The following is an 18,163-nucleotide window of genomic DNA, read 5'->3' on the forward strand; positions in this document are numbered from 1 at the left end:
CCGTCTACAGCGCGAGCAGACCCATCAGCTCGTCGACCGGGGTCTCCTCGAGCCGCTCCTGTCCTGAGAAGAGCTCTTCGACGGCCGAGAGCTTCTTCCTCGGGAGCCGGGTCGCGGCGTTGGCGCGGAACTTCTCCTGTAGCAGCGGGATGCCCTCCTTCCTGCGGCGGCGGTGGCCGATGGGGTACTCGACCTCGACCCTCTGCGTCGAGGTGCCGTCGCGGAAGAAGACCTGCACGGCGTTCGCGATCGAGCGCTTCTCGGGGTCGAGGTAGTCCCGGCTGTAGCGCTCATCCTCTTTCACGGTCGTCTTCGTCCGCAGCTCGTCTATGCGGGGGTCTTCGGCGAAGGAGTCCTCGTAGGAGTCGGCGGTGATCTCGCCGAAGATCAGACCGACGGCCGTGATGTACTGGATGCAGTGGTCGCGGTCGGCCGGGTTGTTGAGCGGCCCCTCCTTGGCGATGATCCTCATCGCAGGCTCCTGCGTGGTGATCTCGACGCGCTCGATCTCCTCCAGCCGATCCCTCACCTCCGGGTGCAGCCGGAGGGCGGCCTCGGCCGCGGTCTGGGCGTGGAACTCGGCGGGGAAGGAGATCTTGAAGAGCACGTTCTCCATGACGTAGCTCTCGAACGGGCGGGCGAGCTTTATCTCCCTCCCCCCGAAAAGAGCGTCCTGGAAGCCCCACCCTTCGGCGGAGAGCGCCTTCGGGTAGCCCATCTCGCCACAGATGGCCATCATCGCGAGCCTCACCCCGCGGCTCGTGGCGTCCCCGGCGGCCCAGGACTTCCGGCTGCCGACGTTCGGCGCGTGGCGGTAGGTGCGCAGCGGCCCGCCGTCTATGAACGCCCCGGAGACGGCGCTCTCGACCTCCTCGCGCCCGCCGCCGAACAGGCGCGTCGCCACCGCCGCTGAGGCCACCCGCACCAGCAGCACGTGGTCGATGCCCACCCGGTTGAAGGCGTTCTCGAGCGCCAGGACGCCCTGTATCTCGTGCGCCTTTATCGCCGCGGATAGCACGTCGCGCACGTAGAGGGGCTCCCTGCCCTCCGCGCGCCTCCTGCGGCTCAAATGGTCGGAGACGGCCAGGATCGCGCCGAGGTTGTCCGAGGGGTGACCCCACTCGGCGGCGAGCCAGGTGTCGTTGTAGTCGAGCCAGCGGATGGAGGCGCCGATGTCGAAGGCGGCCTTCACGGGGTCGAGCTCGTGGGGGGTCCCCGGCACCCGCGCGCCGTGCGGGACGGCCGTCCCCGGCACCGCCGGCCCGAGCAGCTTGGCGCACTCCGGATAGCGCAGCGCGAGGAGGGCGCAGCCCAAAGAGTCCATCAGGCAGTAGCGGGCGGTCTCGCGCGCGAGCGGACTACCCGGCTCGTAGGTGCAGACGTACTCCGAGATCCGCTCGATTACCTCATCCGCCATCTATCTCTCCTCCAGGGGGACGAACTTGCGTCTTTCGGGGCCGATGTAGTTGGCGGAGGGGCGGATGATCTTCCCGGACTCCCGCTGCTCTATGACGTGCGCCGTCCACCCTGAGGTGCGGGAGAAGACGAAGAGCGGGGTGAACATCTCCGTCGGTATCCCGCAGAAGCGATACGCCGAGGCGCTGTAGAAGTCCAGGTTGGGGAAGAGGTTCTTCTCCTCGTGCATTATCTGCTCGATCCGCTCGCTCACGGCGTAGAGATATCCCTCCTCGTGCCCCTCGGAGAGCCGCCTGGACCAGCCCTTTATGATGTCCGAGCGGGGATCGACGCGGGTGTAGACCGGGTGCCCGAAGCCCATCAGCCGCTCGCCGCGCGAGAGCGCCTCGCGCAGGCCCTCCTCGGCCTCCTCGGGGGTGCGGAAGCGCTCGATGAACTCCATCGCCGCCTCGTTCGCCCCGCCGTGCAGCGGGCCGCGCAGCGCGCCTATCGCGCCGGTTATCGCGGAGTAGAAGTCCGAGCCGGTGGAGGCGATGATCCTGGCGGTGAACGTCGAGGCGTTGAACTCGTGCTCGGCGTAGAGGATGAGCGAGACGTCGACCGCCCGCCGCTGTTCCTCTTCGGGCTCCCGGCCGTGCAGCAGGCGCAGGAAGTGCCCGGCGAGGGAGTCATCCCCGGTGTCGGTCTCGATCCTCTTGCCGCCGTGGGTGAAATGGTGCCAGTAGAGGAGCATCGAGGGGAAGCAGGAGATGAGGCGCTCCCCGATCCGGCGCGCGTCCCGCTCCTCTCCCTCGTGCTCGAGCGTACCGAGCATCGAGCAGCCGGTGCGCAGGAGCTCCATCGGGTGGGTGGAGGCCGGGATCCTCTCCAGGACCGTCTTCAGCTCGTCCGGCAGCCCCCGCATCCCAGAGAGCTCTCTCCTGTACTCCTCGAGCTCCCTCTCGTTCGGGAGCTCCCCGCGGATGAGGAGGTGCATCACCTCCTCGAAGGTCGCCTTACCGGCGAGCTCTTCTATGGGGTATCCGCGGTACTCCAGGCTGTCGCCCGAGCTTCCGACCGTACAGATCGCGGTGTCCCCGGCGATCGCCCCCGACAACCCGACGCTCTTCTTTGCCATCTATACCTCCCTGCCTCTCGCAAACAGCCGGTCGAGCTCCCTCTCGTACTCCTCGTAGCCCAGGAAGTCGTAGAGCTCCCTGCGTGTCTGCATCTCCCCGACGACGCCCCTCTGGGTGCCCTCCTCGCGGATCGTCTTGTAGACCTTGAGAGCCGCGGCGCTCATCGCCCGGAAGGCCGAGAGCGGGTAGAGCGCGAGCCCGACCCCTACCTCCGCGAGCTCCGCAGTGGTGAACAGCGGGGTCTTCCCGAACTCCGTGATGTTGGCGAGGACCGGGACGTCGAGCGCCCCGGTGAAGCGGCGGTAGTCTTCGAGCCCGGTTACGGCCTCGGCGAAGATCGCGTCGGCCCCGGCCTCCTGGTAGAGCTTCGCGCGCCCGACGGCCGCGTCGAGCCCCTCGACGGCCACCGCGTCGGTGCGGGCCATCACCACGAAGTCGGGGTCGGTTTTGGCCGAGGTGGCCGCCTTCACCCGGTCGGCCATCTCCTCCGGCTCGACCAGCTCCTTGCCGGGCCGGTGCCCGCAACGCTTGGCCTGGACCTGGTCCTCGATGTGGATCCCGGCGACACCGGCCCGGATCATCTCGCGCACCGTCCGCCCGATCACGAACGCCGGGCCGAAGCCCGTGTCCGCGTCGACCAGAAGCGGCAGATCGGTCACCCCCGTGATCCTGCGCGCGTCGCAGAGTACGTCGTTCAGGTTGGTCATGCCGAGGTCCGGCAGGCCGTACGAGGCGTTCGCCACCCCCGCCCCCGAGAGGTAGAGGGCCTTGAAGCCCGCGCTCTCGGCCAGAAGAGCCGCGTAGGCGTTTATGACGCCCGCGATCTGCAGCGGCCTCTCCTCGCTCCATGCCCGCCTCAAACGGGCGCCCGGTGAGGGTGCAGCCCCGTTCTCCGTCAGGCTCATCTTCCTCCTCTCTCATGCTCTCTCCTGTTCGGTGGCCCGGATTCTCTCGAGCGCCGACGGGTCCTCCAGCGTCGAGAGGTCGCCCGGGTCCCGGCTCTCGGCCACGGCCTGGATGCCGCGCCGCAGCAGCTTCCCGCTGCGCGTCTTCGGGAGCGCCCCGACGAAGTGCACCCGCTGCGGGCGGGCCACCGGGCCGACCTTCTCCGCGACGAGCTCCTTTATGGATGACTCTAACCCGGGGGAGGGCTCGGCGTCCTCCTTCAGCACGACGTAGGCGAAGATCGCCTGCCCCCGGTACTCGTCGGCGACGCCGACGGCCGCGGCCTCTGCCACCGCCGGATGGGCGCTCAGCGCCTCCTCGATCTCCCGCGTCCCGAGCCGGTGGCCGGCGACGTTTATAACGTCGTCGGAGCGTCCCATCATGTAGTAGCGGCCGTCCTCCGCGTGCATCGCCCAGTCGAAGGTCGAGTAGAGCTCCTTATCCGGGAAGCTCGAGAAGTAGGTCGAGACGAAGCGTTCGTCGTCGCCCCAGACGGTGGACATACACCCCGGCGGCAGCGGTGCCTTGATCGCGAGGATCCCGCGCTCGCCTGGGCCGACCTCCTCGCCGCTCACCTCGTGCATCACCCGGAGGTCGTAGCCGTAGCAGGGGAAGCCGGCGCTGCCGGGCACCACCGGCTCGTCCTCGAGCCCGGGGAGCATCGCGCTCAGGATCGGCCAGCCGGTCTCCGTCTGCCAGTAGTTGTCCCGCACGGAGACGCCGAGCGCCCCGGAGATCCAGCGGGCCGTCGGCTCGTCGAGCGGCTCTCCGGCGAGGAACAGGTTCCTGAGCGAGGAGGTGTCGTGCTCCTCCATGTACGAGGGGCCCTGCTTCCTGAGCGCCCTTATCGCCGTGGGGGAGGTGAACATGGTCTGCACGCCGTGCTCCTCGACTATGCTCCACCAGATCCCGGGGTCCGGCCTCACCGGAAGCCCCTCGTAGACGATGGTGGTGAGGCCGTACAGGAGCGGGCCGTAGACTATGTACGAGTGTCCCACGACCCACCCGATGTCCGAGGCGGTGAACATCGTCTCGCCGGGATTGGTGGCGAAGACGTGCTTCATCGAGGCGGCGAGCGCCACAGCGTATCCCCCGGTGTCGCGCTGGACGCCTTTGGGGGTGCCGGTCGTCCCGGAGGTGTAGAGGATGTAGCTCGGCTCGCTCGACTCGAGCCACTCTACCGGAACCTCCTCGCCGAAGTGCTTCTCTCTGAGCGCGGCGTAGTCGAGGTCCCGGCCCTCCTCGAGGTTCAGGTTCTCGTCGATGTGACGGTTGCATACCACAACGTGTCCGGGCGGGTGTTCTGTCATCCCGATCGCCCGGTCCACGAGCGGCTTGTAGCGGATGACGTTGCCGCCGCGCATCCCGGCGTCCGACGTGATCAGGGCCTTCGGCTGGGCGTCGTCTATCCTCCTGGCCAGGTTCTCGGCAGCGAATCCGCCGAAGACGACCGAGTGTATCGCCCCGATCCTGACGCACGCCAGCATCGCGAAGAGCGCCTCGGGCATCATCGGCATGTAGATGACCACCCGGTCGCTGCGCCCGACGCCCAGCTCCCTGAGCGAGGCGGCGAACGCGCTGACCTCGGCGTGGAGTTCGCGGTAGGTGAAGCTCTCCCGTTCGCCGGTTTCGCTCGAGACGTAGACGAGAGCCCTCTGGTCGCCGCGGGTTTCGAGGTGGCGGTCTACGGCGTTGTGGCAGAGGTTCGTCTCGCCGCCGACGAACCAGCGGGCGAACGGCGGGCGCGAGTAATCGAGCACCCGCTCGAAGCCGGTGTGCCAGTCCACCAGCCGTGCCTGCTCGGCCCAGAAGACGTCCCGGTCTTCGAGCGAACGGCGATGGAAGGCCCGGTAGTTGTCAAGGGTCATCTCTCCTCCCTTCCCTTCGCGGGAGCCTCGCTCCACACGGGTGAAGGATACAACGCGAGGGCGGCATTCTCCGGCTAGACCCGCTCCCTCCGGGAGGAGGCGAGCAGCAGGAGGAGCGCGCCGACCACGATAGCCGTGTCGGCCAGGTTGAAGACGGGCCAGTGCTCGAGCGGCCAGAACCGCAGATCGAGGTAGTCGGTGACCTCGCCGCGCAGGAGACGGTCGGCCAGATTCCCTGCCGCGCCTCCCAGCACGAGACCGCACCCGAGGGTGACGGACTTCGAGGGGCCTAAAGAGAAGAGTATCCAGAGCACGAACCCCACCGCGACCGCGCTGCCGGCGACGAGCAGCATGCTGCGGCCGGCGAGGATGCCAAAGGCACCGCCGGAGTTCTCGATGTAGGTGATGTCGAGCACGCCGGGGATCGCAACCACGCTCTCACCGAGGCGCATAGAACCGCGCACGGCGCTCTTGACCGCCTGGTCCAGGATCAGCACCAGGGCCGCGACGGCGAGCGTCGCGAGCAGGTAGAGCGCGGCGCTCGTCTTCTGGTGTCCGTGGTTTTTCTGTACGTTCAACGTCCCGGATGATCGTACCATCACCGCCGGGCAGCCGTCTCAGAGAAGCGCCTGGATGAGCAGCGCCAGGGCTACCACCGTCGCGACCCAGAGGAAGATCACGGCGACCGCGGCAACCCGGTTACTGGCCGGGGGCCGTGTGCTTCGAGCCCTCTCGCGGCACTCCGCGAGCACCTCGTTTGGGATGAGGCGTATCGCCAGCGCCACGCCGATTGGGACCAGCACGAGATCGTCCAGATAACCGAGGATCGGGATCGGGTCCGGGATCAGGTCCACCGGGCTCAGCGCATAGCCCGCGACGCAGGCGGCGAAGAGCCGGGCGTGCAGCGGCACCCGGGGGTCTCGGTAGGCCAGATACAGGGCGTGTGCCTCCTGCCCGAGAGCCCGGGCGCGGTCTCTCAGATGATGCAGGGATTTTCTCGGCACCGCCGTGGACACCTCCGGGGGACGACCCACCGCGACTTTACCACACGGTGCGGGGCCGAGACTGTAAAGAGGTCAAAAACGTAGTAACGTTCGCGATTGTGAAATCGAGGATGGACATCACCCGCAAACCCTCCCGGTGGGCCTTCGGGGCTCTGGTGCTCCTGACCCTGCTCGCGGTGGCGCTCGGGGTAGCCGCGCGCGTCTACCACCTGGGTTTCCCGGACAAGAGGATGTGGGACGAGGTCTACTTCCCGGTCTTCGCGCGCAACTACCTGGTGGGCAAGAACTTCTTCGATCTGCACCCGCCGCTCGGCAAGTTCATCATAGCGGTGGGGCTGCTCCTCTACGGCGACACGCCGCTCGGCTGGCGGGTGATGTCCGACGCTTTCGGGGTGGGCATGATCTTCCTCGCCGCCGGGACGGGGTGGTACTTCCTCAGGGACCGGGCTGCGGCCCTGTTGATGGGGCTCTTCGTCGCGGCAGAGACGATGTTCATCGTCTACTCTCGGGCCGGGCTTATGGACGGTATTCTCACCTTCTTCGTCCTGGCGACGATGGCCGCGGCCTGGCGGACGAAGACGCTGCGCGGGGTGGCCTTCACGGCGCTCCTTTTTGGGCTCGCCGTGGCGATCAAATGGGCCGTGGCGCCGCTGGTCATCCCCGCCGGGTACGTGATGTGGCGCAAAGGGTACCTGAGGCCGTTCATCGGGAGCCTGTACATCTCGATCGTCGCGTACCTGATCGTGGTCTACCTCGGCCAGCTCATAAACCACGACCACAACCCCTGGCGGGCGTTCGTGGACGTGTGGCTCTGGCACATAAAGGCGGCGCAGCAGATCACCCGTGCCGTGCCCAACACCGAGGCCTCGCCGTGGTGGGGCTGGCCGCTGATGACCCGGCCGATCCTGTTCTTCTACCGCCCGGCCGCGGCGGGTGAGCCGGTGCGGACCGTGCTCGCGCTGGGGAACCTGGCGATCTGGTGGCCCGCGACCCTCTCGGTGCTCGCCGGGATCTACGAGTTGGGGCGCCGCCTGCTGCTGCGGCTTCCGGTGGCCGACCACCCCCTCGTCCCGATAGTGCTCGGGTGGATCTTCCTGATCCTGCCGTGGGTGCCCGGGACCCGCATCCCGTTCGTCTACAACTACTTCCCGGCCTACGCGTTCGCGCTGCTGGCGCTCGCCTACTGGGCCCTCGTGATCTGGCGGCGCCGGCCGTGGCTGGTGGTGGGCTACTGCGCGGTGGTCGTAGGGGTCGCGATCTACTTCCTGCCGATGACGATGGGGCTCCCGATGAGCCCGGTGAGCCTGAAGGACCACCTGTGGCTTTTGAGCTGGAACCACCCGGAGTACATAAGGACGTTCCAGATCAACCGCATCTTCCCCTACTGAGGCTCGCCGTAGCCGCCGCCCCCCGGGGTCATGACCGTGACCTCGTCGCCGGGGGCGAGCTCCAGGCTTTTCTTCGGCGGCAGCTCCTCTCCGTTCAGGAGGTTTCTGCCGGTTGCGCCGGGACGCCCCCCGCGCCTGCCCTGCGGAGGATGGCGTCTGCGGTCGGTGAGGAGCGAGAGGGTGGCCGCCTCCAGTACCTTCACCGACCGGACGAGCCCGTCGCCGCCGCGGTAAAGGCCCTCTCCGCCGGTGCCGCGTCGGATCTCGTAGCGGGTCACCCGCATCGGGTACTCGAGCTCGAGCGCCTCTATCGGGGTGTTCAGCGTGTTGCTCATCGAGACGTGGACGCCCGAGGGACCGGGACCCTTCGCGCTGGCGCCCTGCCCGCCGCCGATGGTCTCGTAGTAGGTCCAGCCGCGGCCGCCGATGATCAGATTGTTCATAGTCCCCTGTCCCTGCGCCGGCAGCTCCGCGACCTGCGAGAGCGCCGAGATCACCGTGTCCGCGATGCGGTTGGAGGTCTCGACGTTGCCGGCGACGACGGCCGAGGGGCTCCTCGCGTCGAGCAGGCTGCCTTCGGGCACCGAGATCTCGAGCGGGGCGTATGTGCCGGCGTTGGCCGGGACGTCCCCGGGCAAGAGCAGCCGGAGTGCGAAGTAGCAGGCGGAGCGGGTGACGGCGAGCGGGCAGTTCACGTTGCCCGCCACCGCCGCGGCGGTTCCGGAGAAGTCTATCTTCATCTTGTCGTTGCGCACCTCTACGGTGACCCGGATCGGGATGTCCTCCTCCGTCACGCCGTCGCCCTCCAGGTAGTCGGTCGCGGTGTAGACGCCGTCTGGGAGCGCCCGGATCGCCTCTCGGGTGCGCCGCTCGGTGTAGGCGAGGACCTCCTCGAAGGCCGAGAGGACGACCTCCTCACCGCGCCGCTCGATAAGCTCGTTCAGACGCCGCTCCGCGAGGGCGTTCGCGGCGATCTGGGCCCGCAGGTCGGCACGCCGCAGGGCAGGGGTACGGACGTTGGCCAGGATGAGGTCGAGGACTTCGTCCTGGTACTCTCCTCCCCGCACGATCCTCACCGGCGGGATGATGAGCCCCTCCTGGAAGATCTCACGCGAAGCCGCCGGCATGGACCCCGGACTCATCCCGCCCACGTCGGAGTGGTGGGCCCGGGTGACGGCGTAACCCAGGATCTTGCCTTCGTGGGCCATGGGGGAGACGAGGGTTATGTCCGGCAGGTGGGTTCCTCCGGAGTAGGGGTCGTTCAGGACGTAGACGTCTCCCGGCGCGGCGCCGAGCACCATGACCGCCGCGACCGCCTCGGGCATCGCCCCGAGGTGGACCGGGATGTGCTCGGCCTGGGCGACCATCCGGCCTCTGGCGTCGAAGATCGCCGCCGAGCAGTCGCGCCTCTCCTTGATGTTCGAGGAGTAGGAGCCGCGGATCAGGAGCGCCCCCATCTCTTCGGCGATGCCGGAGAGGGCGCTGGTGAGCACCGAGAGCGTGACCGGGTCCATCCCGCTAGCCATCCTCTCGCTCCAGCACGAGCGTGCCCGCACCGTCCACCTCCCCGCGCCATCCCGGGCGCACCAGGCACGTGGCCTCGTCGAACTCGACCACCGCGGGGCCCTCGACCCGCGAGCCTTTCCCCATCCTGCTCCTCTTCAGCACCGGAACTTCCTCCCACCCCTCCTCGAACTCTACCCTGCGGCGTTCGGTCACGGGATCTCCCTGCGCCTCTCCTTCTTCGAGCGGCGGTCGCTCTACCGGAGAGATGGCCGTCAGGCGCAGGTTGACCAGCTCGACCGGCTCTTCTTCCATCCGGTAGCCGTAGCGCTGCTCGTGGGCCTCGTGGAAATTCCCTTCGAGCTTCTCCACCACATCCGCCTCGACCGCCAGCTCGAACGCCTGTCCCCGGTATCGCAGGTCCGCCCGGCGGCGAAGACGAGGCGATTCGAGATCCGAGGCGGCCTCCTGCTCCATCTCCACGAAGATGCGTTCGATCTCCTCTGGGTCGGCCGCCGCGAGCGGGCGGAGGAAGGGGAAGACGTAGTCCCGCCTGAGCTCCGAGATGGCCAGACCGAGCGCGGAGAGCACGCCCCCCGCCTTCGGAACGAGCACCGTGCGCATCCCGAGCTCTTCGGCGAGCGCGCAGGCGTGCAGCGGCCCCGCACCCCCGAAGGCGACCAGCGCGAACTCCCGCGGGTCGAGCCCGCGCTCCACGCTGATCACGCGCAGGGCGCGCACCATCTCGGCGTTGGCGACCCTTATGACGCCGAGGGCCGTCTGGTGCGCGTCGAGACCGAGCCTGCGGCCGAGTTTCACGAGGGCTTTCTCCGCGAGCTCCCGCCTCAGGACGACCTCGCCCCCCAGCCGCGCCCCGTCGCGCAGGTAGCCCAGGAGCAGGTTGGCGTCGGTGACGGTCGGATCTTCTCCGCCGAGCCCGTAGCAGGCCGGTCCCGGGTCCGCCCCGGCGGAGTGCGGACCAACCCGCAGCGCCCCTCCGGCGTCCGCCCAGGCGACCGATCCTCCCCCGGCGCTCACCGTGTGCACGTCGACCATGGGCAGTTTGATCGGCACCCCCGCGACCACCGACTCGGTGGTCGTGAGCGCCTCGCCGTCGAGGATCGTGGCGGCATCAGAGCTGGTCCCGCCCATATCCAGCGTGAGGACGTTTTCGTAGCCGCTCGCCCGGGCCACATACGCCGCGCCGACGACCCCGCCCGCAGGCCCCGAGAGCACGCACCCCGCCGCGTTTCGAGCCGCGTGTCCGATCTCCACGACCCCGCCGGAGGACTGCATCACCAGCGGGGAGGGGAGTCCCGCCGCTTTCGCTTTCCGGGAGAGGTTCTCCAGGTAGGAGGTCAGCCTGGGGGCGAGGTAAGCGTCGGCCGCTGTCGTCGAGAAGCGCTCGTACTCCCGGAACTCGGGCAAAACCTCGCTCGAGAGCGAGACGTGCACCCCCGGAAGCTCGCGCCGCAGCACCTCGCCGACGCGCCGCTCGTGCTCGGGATGCGAGAACGAGAAGAGCAGGCACACCGCAACGGCCTCCACCTCCGCCTCGCGCAGCGCCCGCACGGCCTGCCTCAGGCTCTCTTCGCCCAGTGGCTCGATCTCCCCGTCCGGCCCCATCCGCTCGCGCACGGTGAACCTGAGCTCCCGCGGCACCAGGGGCGGCGGGCGGTCCTTCGAGAGGTCGTAGAGCGAGGGGCGGTTCTGGCGGCCGATCTCGATCACGTCCCGGAAGCCCTCGGTCGTGAGGAGGGCCATCCTCGCCCCGCGCCGCTCGAGCAGGGCGTTGGTGGCCACGGTCATCCCGTGGGCGAACGCGGCGACCTCCCTCTCCCGGAGGTTCGCCACGCGGATCGCCGCCATCACGCCCTCCGACTGGTCGCGCGGGGTGGAGGGGACCTTCGCGGTGACGATGCCCCCTTCCACGAGGGCCACCAGATCGGTGAAGGTTCCCCCGACGTCCACGCCCAGCCTGAGCCCGTTGCCTCGCAAGCTGCCCCTCTCTCTCCGGTCTCGCACCTCGTTCAGTTTATCGGGACGAACCGTTTGCCGCGGGTCTCGGGCAGGAGCAGGAGCGCGATGACGCAGGCGGCGTATCCGACCGCACCGAGGGCTATCGCCGCCAGCCCGACCTTCGCAGCGAGGATGCCGATGACGAGCGGGAAGAACCCGCCCACGGCCCTCCCGAAGTTGTAGACGAAGCCCTGTCCAGCCCCCCGGGCGCGGCTCGGGAAGAGCTCGGCCAGGTAGGATCCGAAGCCGCTGTAGATGCCCGAGGCGAAGAACCCGAGCGGGAGCCCGAGGACGACGAGCAACCCGTTCGCGCCTTCGGGGATCCGGGTGTAACCGACGAGGAGCACGGCGCTGAGGACGGCGTAGAGCGCGAAGGTCTTCCTGCGCCCGATCAGGTCGTGCAGGTAGCCGCTGATCACGTACCCCAGGAACGAGCCGATGATCACCGTGGCCAGGTAGGAGCCGGTGCCCACCGCGTTCAGGCCCCGGGCCTTCTCCAGATACGAGGGGAGCCAGGTGAAGATCGAGTAGTATCCGCCCTGCGCCCCGATGGCGAGGAGGGAGGCCGCCGCCGTCCTCCCGATGAGGTCGCGCCGGAAGATCTGGACGAGCGGGCTCCTGGTGGCCCCGCTCTCCACGGCTTCGCGGCTGCGGGCCTCGCGGGCGCGCCGGGTCTTCAGGTAGACCTCCGGTTCGTCGACCTTACGCAGCACGTAGAGGATGAAGAGGGCCGGTACTATCCCGATCCAGAAGAGCACCCGCCAGGCCACATCCTGCGGCAGGAGGCTGAAGACGACTGTGAAGGCGACCACCGCCCCCGCCCAACCCGGCGCCCAGGCGCTCTGTACCCAGCCGAGCACCCTGCCTCTCTGCGCAGGGTCCGCCATCTCCGAGACCAGAAGCGCGCCGGCGGCCCACTCGCCGCCGAACCCCAGCCCCTGCAGCGCCCGGAAGAACAGCAGCGCCTCGTAGTTCGGCGAGAGCCCGCTCAGAAACGTCCCGCCGCAGTAGAAGGCGATCGCGAGCACCAGCGTCCTGACCCTGCCTATCCTGTCGGCGAGGAGCCCGGCCAGAACACCCCCGAGCGCCGAGACGACGAGGCTCACGGTCGCGATGAGTCCCGTCTGACCTCCGGAGAGGGCGAAGGTTGCCGCGATCCCGGAGAGCGCGAGCGAGAGTATCTGGTAGTCGAACCCGTCGAAGGCCCATCCCCCGAAGCTTGCCCAGAACGCCGGGCGGCCCTTCTCCCCGAGAGAGCGGTACCACTCGAAGCTGAACGTGTCCTTGAGAGAGGCGTTCTGTGTCTGATTCCCGGCCACCATATTCCTCCTTCGCTCCCCGTAAGAAAAACACAACCGCCTCCGGCCTGCAGAGGAAGCCGGAATTTGACCCTGCATCCCTGAACGGCGAGACTCTCACCGGAACGAGAAGGGAGGAATGCGTGATGCGTTTGCCCGAAGGAGCCCGCATCTTCGATCTGGAGCAGCCGCGGACGGAGGCGATGCCGGTCTACCCCGCGCACCGCCCCGGCTACTCCTACCTGCTGCACCGCCGCCACGAGGACGAGTACGAGCCCGAGACCTCAGGTCCACGCTCGAGCGCCTCGGGGATCATCTTCTGCACCGACCACACCGGCACCCACATAGACGCCATATGCCACCAGTCGAAGGATCTGAGGCTCCACGGCAGCATCCCGGTGGGTGAGGCGCAGGGCACGCGGGGCTTCTCCACCCTCGGGGTCGAGGAGATCCCACCCATAGTCGCCCCGGGTGTCCTCCTCGACGTGGCGGCCAAGGAGGAGGCCGGGGCTCTGGAGCCCGGCTACGCCGTGACCGCGGAGGATCTGGCGGAGTGCTGCCGGCGGCAGGGCGTGGAGGTTCCGGAGGGCGGGGTCGTCCTGGTACGCACTGGAAACGCCCGCCGCTGGGATGACGTCGAGAGCTACCTCGCCGGACCGGGAGTCTCGACGGAGGCTTCACGCTGGCTGGCGGACAGAGGCGTTGCGGCGGTGGGAGCCGACAACGTGGCGTGGGACGTGCCGGGGCGGAGGGACCCAGAGCTGGGATGTCTGCTGCCCGGGCATCTGATCCTGCTGGTCGAGCGGGGGATCTATATAGTCGAGAATCTCATGCTCGAGGAGCTCTCTTCCGAGGAGGTGTACGGGTTCCTCTTCGTGTGCGCCCCACCCAAGTTCGTCGGAGCGACCGGTGCTCCGGTCAGGCCGCTGGCGATCGCCGGCCCGCGGGGTTAGGTTTCCCAGCCCGACTCGTCGTTGTGCTCCCCAAGGAGCGGCGGGTGGCGCCGGATGCCGGGCCTCCTGCCGTCCAGTAGGAGGGGCGAGCCGACGGTCCGGAGGTCGCCCGCCGTCGGGTGTTCCACGCTCTGCAGGATGCCCGAGGCGAGTACGTGCGGGTCCCGGAAGACCTCGGTGAGGCTGTTTACCGGTCCGCATGGCACTCCTGCCTCCCTGATCCTTCGTACCCACTCCTCTGCCCTGCGACCCTCGAACACCCGCTGCAGCTCCGCGACCAGCTCCCGACGGTTCTCGACCCTCTTCGGGTTGGTCGCGTAGCGCTCGTCTTGGGCCAGGTCTTCCCGTTCTATCGCCCGGCACATCCTGGTGAACTGGGCGTCGTTGCCGACGGCGAGGGCTACCGGCCTGTCGGAGGCGTGGAAGGTCTGGTAGGGGACTATCGTGGGGTGCTCGTTGCCCATCCTCCCGGTGTCCTCGCCGCTCACCAGATACTCCTGAGCGCGGTTGGCGAGCCATGAGAGCGTGCTCTCGAAGAGCGGGACTTCTATACGCATCCCTTCGCCTGTCTCAGAGCGCCGGCGCAGCGCGGCCAGTATGGCCGTCGCCGCGTACAGCCCGCACACGATGTCCGCGACCGCCACCCCGACCTTCGTCGGCTCTCCGTCGTGGTGTCCGGTTATCCCCATGATCCCGGCCCGCGCCTGCACGAGGAAGTCGTAGCCCGGCTCGTTCTCGTCCGGACCGGGCCCGAAGCCGACTATCGAGCAGTAGATGAGGCCGGGGTTCTCCTCTTTCAGCGCATCGTAGCCGAGCCCGAGCTTTGCGAGGGCGCCGCGCCGCAGGTTTTCGATGAGCACGTCGGCGCTGCTGGCGAGCTCCCTGACCCGCCCGAGGTCCTTCTCGGTCTTGAGGTCCAGCTCCACCGAGCGCTTGTTGCGGTTGACCGAGAGGAAATACGCCGACTCCCCACCGGCGAACGGCGGGCCCCACTGACGGGTGTCGTCTCCCTTCCCGGCCCTCTCTACTTTGATCACGTCGGCCCCGAGATCCGCGAGCACCATAGTGGCGAACGGGCCTGCGAGGACCCGTGAGAGGTCCAGCACCCTCAGGCCCTGCAGTGGAAGCTCTTCTCTCTCGTGGGGTATCGGTTGAGCTCCTTCCTGTACCATCGTACCGGAGTTTACCGGAGAAGGGGACAGCCTACCTGAGGCCGCCTCTGAACGGCTGATATATTCTCCTGCAGGCTCGTCAGCGGTTTGACGGAAGGAGATCAGAGATGTCACGGATGCACGCGGTGCTCGTCGAGGAGTTTGGGGAACCGGAGGTTTTGCGTTACGGAGAGACCGATCGTCCTTCACCCGGCGAGGGCGAAGTCCTGATCGAGGTTCGCGCCGCGGGCGTCAACTACGCCGATACCATGCGTCGCAGAAACACCTACCTGGTGCCCCAGGAGCTGCCGTTCATCCCCGGCTCGGAGGTGGCCGGGATCGTCGCCGGAGTGGGAGAGGGTGTGCGTGGTGCCTCGGTCGGCGACCGGGTCGTCGCGCTCGTAGGGACCGGCGGCTACGCCGAGTACGTCATAGCCCCGGCAGATGCACTGATTCCCATCCCCGACGGCCTGGGCTTCGACGAGGCCGCCGCCGTCCCGCTGCAGGGCCTGACGGCCTACCACATCCTCAAGACCTCCGGCCGGCTCGCGGAGGGGGAGAGCGTCTTGGTCCACGCCGCCGCCGGAGGCGTCGGAAGCCTGGCGGTACAGATGGCGAAGCTTATGGGGGCGGGGACCGTCATCGCCACCGCGAGTAACCGGGAGAAGCTCGAGCTCGCAGCTTCTCTGGGCGCGGACGTCCTGATCGACTACACCTCCGAAGACTGGCCGGAGAGGGTGAGGGAGGCCACCGGCGGGCGCGGGGCGGACGTGATCCTGGAGATGGTCGGCGGAGACTTCCCCGAGAAGAACCTCTCCTGCCTGGCGACCTTCGGGCGGATGGTCGTCTACGGTGCGGCGAGCGGCCAGCGGGGAAGCCTGACCCCGGCGAGCCTGATGTACCGCAACCAGACCGTCACCGGTTTCTACCTCCCCCGTATAACATCCCGACCGGAGATCTTCGTCCCGAGCCTGCAAGAGATGCTCCGCTGGCTCTCGAGCGGCGAACTCAGGTTGACCATCGGCGGCCGCTACCAGCTCGAGGACGCATCAAAGGCCCACACCGACATGGAGGGACGCAAAACCACCGGCAAGCTTATCCTGAACCCCTAGAGAACGTCCGGCTCAGCCGGTGTGGAAGATCGCCCGCACTATCCGGCACAGTGCGTAGAGCGCGGCATAGCCGAGCCCGCCCCCGCGCCGCAGGTCGAACATGCGAATCAGAAGCGCATGAGCCTTGCTCTGCGCAAAACCAGACTGCGGCACTACCCGCCGCTCCTCCTCTACCGTCTCCTCCGTCCGAGCCTTCTCCATCTCCATGGTGACTCCACACTCCGCTTCCATTCTCTTCACACCGGCATCTTAGCACCGCCAGGCGTCCGTTTACGGTCGATCATTTTACATTGACAGACAATATAAATGCACGTTAATATAATTCACCATGAGCGTGGAGAGAAAAGAGGAGATTACGGAGCGTCTGGTCGAGGATCTGATGTCGCTCTGGCGCATTCTGCGTGGGGTGACCAACCCGGTGAGGAGGGGGGAGATCACGCCGCAGCAGTACTGGCTCTTGCGCCAGCTGTGGCGTGGGGGGCCGATGAGCATCGGGGAGGTGGCGAGGGTGCTCGGGGTCACGCAGGGTTCTGCGACGAGCGCCTGTCAGAGGCTCGAGAGGGCCGGGATGGTCAGGAGGGAGCGGCGGGCGGACGATGAGAGGGTCGTTATGGTCGAGCTCACGGAGAAGGGGCGCGAGCAGTATGAGGGGTGGAAGAGGCGGCGGCGCGAGGTGCTCTCCGGGCTCGTCTCGGTTCTCGATCGGGAGGAGCAGATGGAGCTCAGCCGGCTCATAGAGCGGGTTCTTGAGGCCGCGGAGGCGGATTGATGGCGGCGGCCGTCGAGGTGAAGGGGCTCTTCAAGCGCTACGGGGACGTCGTCGCCGTGGGAGGGGTGGACTTCGAGATCGCCGAGGGTGAGGTTTTTGGTCTCATCGGGCCCAACGGGGCTGGGAAGACGACGACCATCCAGGTGATGACCACCCTCGTTCCTCCGACCTCCGGGAGGGTGATCGTCGGCGGGCTCGACGTGGTGCGCGAGGGGTTTCGGGTACGTTCGATGCTCGGGTACGTTCCACAGGCGCTCTCCGCGGATGGTTCGCTGACGGGATACGAGAACCTGCTCATCTTCGCGAAGCTGCTCGGGCTCCCGCGGGAGGAGCGCAAAAAGCGCATCGAGATGGCGCTCCGGAGGATGCGGCTCGAGGAGGCCGCCGGGAGGCTGGTGAAGCAGTACTCCGGCGGGATGGTGCGCCGTCTCGAGATAGGGCAGGCAATCCTGCACCAGCCGCGGCTGCTGGTGCTTGACGAACCCACCATCGGGCTCGACCCCACGGCCCGGCGCTCGGTATGGGAGGTCATAGAGGAGCTGCGGGAGGCCTCCGGGATGACCGTGCTCGTCACCACCCACTACATGGAGGAGGCAGAAGCCAACTGCGAGCGGGTCGCGATAATGAACCACGGCCGGATCGCCGCGATCGGCGCGCCGGAGGAGCTTAAACGGGGCATAGGACGTCCCGACGGTACGCTGGAGGATGTCTTCACCGAGCTCACCCGGGATCAGGCCGAATCGGGAGGGAGCTATCGTGAGACGAGGCAGCTACGCCGGAGGGTCCGGCGCTTCGGTTGAGGTGGGGCCGCCGCCGGCGGACTTTCTGGATGCCCTGGGGCGCTATCTGAGGGGGGCGGCGGTGGTGGCGGAGATGGAGATGAGGAAGCTGCGCCACGATCCCACGGAGATCTTCACGCGGGCTGTGCAGCCGGTCTTGTGGCTCGTGGTCTTCGGGCAGGCCATCTCCCACCTGCGGGCGATACCGACGGGACATGTCGACTACCTGACCTTCATGGCTCCCGGCATCCTCGCGCAGTCGCTGATGTTCATCTCGATCTTCTACGGGCTCACCATAATCTGGGACCGGGATCAGGGTATCCTGCAGAAGCTGCTGGTGATGCCCGTGCCGCGGGCGAGCTTCGTGACCGGCAAGGGGCTCGGGGCAGGGGTGCGGGCGACGAGTCAGGCCGTGGTGATCTTCATCATCGCGCTCGTGGTCGGCGTGAAGTTCCACTGGAGCGTGCCGGGCGTCGTCGGGACTCTCGTCGCGGTGGTGGTCGGTGCGAGCCTCTTTTCGACCATCTCGATGCTCGTGGCGATAGTCCTCAAAACCCGTGAGCGATTCATGGGCTTCGGGCAGGTGATCACGATGCCACTGTTTTTCGCGAGCAACGCGATCTACCCGGTCGGGATGATGCCGGGCTGGCTGAAGGCGCTCGCCACGGTCAATCCGCTCAGCTATCTGGTCGATCTTTTGCGGGGGTATCTGGTTTCGGGACGGGTTCCCGGGGCCGCCACGGACTGGGCGGTTCTGCTGGGGGTATTGGTTCTGGCCCAGGTCGTCGCCGCGCGCACCTACCGGAGGATCCTCATCTGAAGCGGTGCACGGGCTCCGGA

The 18,163-nt window shown here is 67.8% G+C and carries 17 protein-coding genes; 6 read left to right on the forward strand and 11 right to left on the reverse strand.

What is annotated here, in order from left to right; all coding sequences use genetic code 11:
• Positions 1-4: 4 nt before the first annotated feature.
• From PJB24_RS04420 to PJB24_RS04445, 6 genes are all read right to left on the reverse strand, one after another.
• Complete coding sequence (locus tag PJB24_RS04420; protein WP_273843137.1) at positions 5-1,417, reverse strand: bifunctional 2-methylcitrate dehydratase/aconitate hydratase; 1,413 nt, start codon at positions 1,415-1,417, stop codon at positions 5-7.
• Positions 1,418-2,533 carry a bifunctional 2-methylcitrate synthase/citrate synthase gene (gene prpC / locus PJB24_RS04425; protein ID WP_273843139.1) on the reverse strand — a complete coding sequence of 372 codons (1,116 nt, stop codon included), beginning with the start codon at positions 2,531-2,533 and terminating at the stop codon, positions 1,418-1,420. It abuts the gene before it with no gap.
• Entirely contained in the window at positions 2,534-3,439 is a 906-nt protein-coding gene (gene prpB, locus PJB24_RS04430) for a methylisocitrate lyase (RefSeq protein WP_273843141.1), read from the reverse strand.
• Positions 3,440-3,451: 12 nt separating this feature from the next.
• Positions 3,452-5,347, reverse strand: a complete 1,896-nt coding sequence (locus tag PJB24_RS04435) for a propionate--CoA ligase (protein ID WP_273843143.1) — start codon at positions 5,345-5,347, stop codon at positions 3,452-3,454.
• Positions 5,348-5,421: 74 nt separating this feature from the next.
• Entirely contained in the window at positions 5,422-5,946 is a 525-nt protein-coding gene (gene lspA, locus PJB24_RS04440; RefSeq protein WP_273843399.1) for a signal peptidase II, read from the reverse strand.
• Between the two features lie 18 nt (positions 5,947-5,964).
• Entirely contained in the window at positions 5,965-6,351 is a 387-nt protein-coding gene (locus tag PJB24_RS04445; protein WP_273843145.1) for a YkvA family protein, read from the reverse strand.
• Between the two features lie 110 nt (positions 6,352-6,461).
• On the opposite strand from PJB24_RS04445, the gene PJB24_RS04450 reads away from it, so the two are divergent.
• Positions 6,462-7,739, forward strand: coding sequence for a phospholipid carrier-dependent glycosyltransferase (locus tag PJB24_RS04450; RefSeq protein WP_273843147.1), 1,278 nt, complete (start codon positions 6,462-6,464; stop codon positions 7,737-7,739).
• On the opposite strand, the gene PJB24_RS04455 is transcribed toward PJB24_RS04450, so the two are convergent.
• The 3 genes from PJB24_RS04455 to PJB24_RS04465 are packed head-to-tail and all read right to left on the reverse strand — an operon-like array spanning position 7,733 to position 12,583.
• Positions 7,733-9,265 carry a hydantoinase B/oxoprolinase family protein gene (locus tag PJB24_RS04455; protein WP_273843148.1) on the reverse strand — a complete coding sequence of 511 codons (1,533 nt, stop codon included), beginning with the start codon at positions 9,263-9,265 and terminating at the stop codon, positions 7,733-7,735. The two genes, PJB24_RS04450 and PJB24_RS04455, sit on opposite strands and share 7 nt — an antisense overlap.
• Positions 9,258-11,240 (reverse strand): hydantoinase/oxoprolinase family protein, encoded by a 1,983-nt coding sequence (locus PJB24_RS04460; RefSeq protein WP_273843150.1) that lies wholly within the window; start codon positions 11,238-11,240, stop codon positions 9,258-9,260. The genes PJB24_RS04455 and PJB24_RS04460 overlap by 8 nt, the downstream gene beginning before the upstream one ends.
• A 32-nt stretch (positions 11,241-11,272) precedes the next feature.
• Positions 11,273-12,583, reverse strand: a complete 1,311-nt coding sequence (locus PJB24_RS04465) for an MFS transporter (protein ID WP_420541891.1) — start codon at positions 12,581-12,583, stop codon at positions 11,273-11,275.
• A gap of 122 nt (positions 12,584-12,705) precedes the next feature.
• On the opposite strand from PJB24_RS04465, the gene PJB24_RS04470 reads away from it, so the two are divergent.
• Entirely contained in the window at positions 12,706-13,512 is an 807-nt protein-coding gene (locus PJB24_RS04470; RefSeq protein ID WP_273843154.1) for a cyclase family protein, read from the forward strand.
• Here PJB24_RS04470 and PJB24_RS04475 read toward each other — a convergent pair.
• Positions 13,509-14,684: a CaiB/BaiF CoA transferase family protein gene (locus PJB24_RS04475; protein ID WP_273843157.1), complete on the reverse strand. Its 1,176-nt coding sequence runs from the start codon at positions 14,682-14,684 to the stop codon at positions 13,509-13,511. The genes PJB24_RS04470 and PJB24_RS04475 overlap by 4 nt on opposite strands.
• Positions 14,685-14,800: 116 nt before the next feature.
• Here PJB24_RS04475 and PJB24_RS04480 point away from each other — a divergent pair, with 116 nt between their 5' ends.
• The gene (locus PJB24_RS04480; protein ID WP_420541893.1) at positions 14,801-15,775 is read left to right on the forward strand and encodes a quinone oxidoreductase family protein; all 975 of its coding nucleotides are present in this window, start codon (positions 14,801-14,803) and stop codon (positions 15,773-15,775) included.
• A 12-nt stretch (positions 15,776-15,787) separates the two neighbouring features.
• Here PJB24_RS04480 and PJB24_RS04485 read toward each other — a convergent pair whose 3' ends face one another.
• Positions 15,788-16,015, reverse strand: coding sequence for a hypothetical protein (locus tag PJB24_RS04485; protein WP_273843161.1), 228 nt, complete (start codon positions 16,013-16,015; stop codon positions 15,788-15,790).
• Between the two features lie 88 nt (positions 16,016-16,103).
• Here PJB24_RS04485 and PJB24_RS04490 point away from each other — a divergent pair, with 88 nt between their 5' ends.
• The 3 genes from PJB24_RS04490 to PJB24_RS04500 are packed head-to-tail and all read left to right on the forward strand — an operon-like array spanning position 16,104 to position 18,143.
• Positions 16,104-16,544, forward strand: coding sequence for a MarR family winged helix-turn-helix transcriptional regulator (locus PJB24_RS04490; RefSeq protein WP_273843162.1), 441 nt, complete (start codon positions 16,104-16,106; stop codon positions 16,542-16,544).
• Entirely contained in the window at positions 16,544-17,344 is an 801-nt protein-coding gene (locus tag PJB24_RS04495) for an ABC transporter ATP-binding protein (protein ID WP_273843164.1), read from the forward strand. Before PJB24_RS04490 ends, PJB24_RS04495 begins: the two co-directional genes overlap by 1 nt.
• Positions 17,301-18,143: an ABC transporter permease gene (locus PJB24_RS04500; RefSeq protein ID WP_273843167.1), complete on the forward strand. Its 843-nt coding sequence runs from the start codon at positions 17,301-17,303 to the stop codon at positions 18,141-18,143. The genes PJB24_RS04495 and PJB24_RS04500 overlap by 44 nt, the downstream gene beginning before the upstream one ends.
• The last annotated feature ends 20 nt before the right edge of the window (positions 18,144-18,163 follow it).

This window comes from Rubrobacter calidifluminis (assembly GCF_028617075.1).
GTDB classification, from domain to species: Bacteria; Actinomycetota; Rubrobacteria; order Rubrobacterales; family Rubrobacteraceae; genus Rubrobacter_E; species Rubrobacter_E calidifluminis.

Bases quoted from the DNA above. Each gene is read 5' to 3' on its own strand.
- PJB24_RS04475 (WP_273843157.1), bottom strand. From the start codon at position 14,684: ATGGTACAGGAAGGAGCTCAACCGATACCCCACGAGAGAGAAGAGCTT.
- PJB24_RS04495 (WP_273843164.1), top strand. From the start codon at position 16,544: ATGGCGGCGGCCGTCGAGGTGAAGGGGCTCTTCAAGCGCTACGGGGAC.
- PJB24_RS04465 (WP_420541891.1), bottom strand. From the start codon at position 12,583: ATGGTGGCCGGGAATCAGACACAGAACGCCTCTCTCAAGGACACGTTC.
- prpC (WP_273843139.1), bottom strand. From the start codon at position 2,533: ATGGCAAAGAAGAGCGTCGGGTTGTCGGGGGCGATCGCCGGGGACACC.
- PJB24_RS04455 (WP_273843148.1), bottom strand. From the start codon at position 9,265: ATGGCTAGCGGGATGGACCCGGTCACGCTCTCGGTGCTCACCAGCGCC.
- PJB24_RS04435 (WP_273843143.1), bottom strand. From the start codon at position 5,347: ATGACCCTTGACAACTACCGGGCCTTCCATCGCCGTTCGCTCGAAGAC.
- prpB (WP_273843141.1), bottom strand. From the start codon at position 3,439: ATGAGCCTGACGGAGAACGGGGCTGCACCCTCACCGGGCGCCCGTTTG.
- PJB24_RS04420 (WP_273843137.1), bottom strand. From the start codon at position 1,417: ATGGCGGATGAGGTAATCGAGCGGATCTCGGAGTACGTCTGCACCTAC.
- PJB24_RS04490 (WP_273843162.1), top strand. From the start codon at position 16,104: ATGAGCGTGGAGAGAAAAGAGGAGATTACGGAGCGTCTGGTCGAGGAT.
- lspA (WP_273843399.1), bottom strand. From the start codon at position 5,946: ATGGTACGATCATCCGGGACGTTGAACGTACAGAAAAACCACGGACAC.
- PJB24_RS04480 (WP_420541893.1), top strand. From the start codon at position 14,801: ATGCACGCGGTGCTCGTCGAGGAGTTTGGGGAACCGGAGGTTTTGCGT.
- PJB24_RS04470 (WP_273843154.1), top strand. From the start codon at position 12,706: ATGCGTTTGCCCGAAGGAGCCCGCATCTTCGATCTGGAGCAGCCGCGG.
- PJB24_RS04450 (WP_273843147.1), top strand. From the start codon at position 6,462: ATGGACATCACCCGCAAACCCTCCCGGTGGGCCTTCGGGGCTCTGGTG.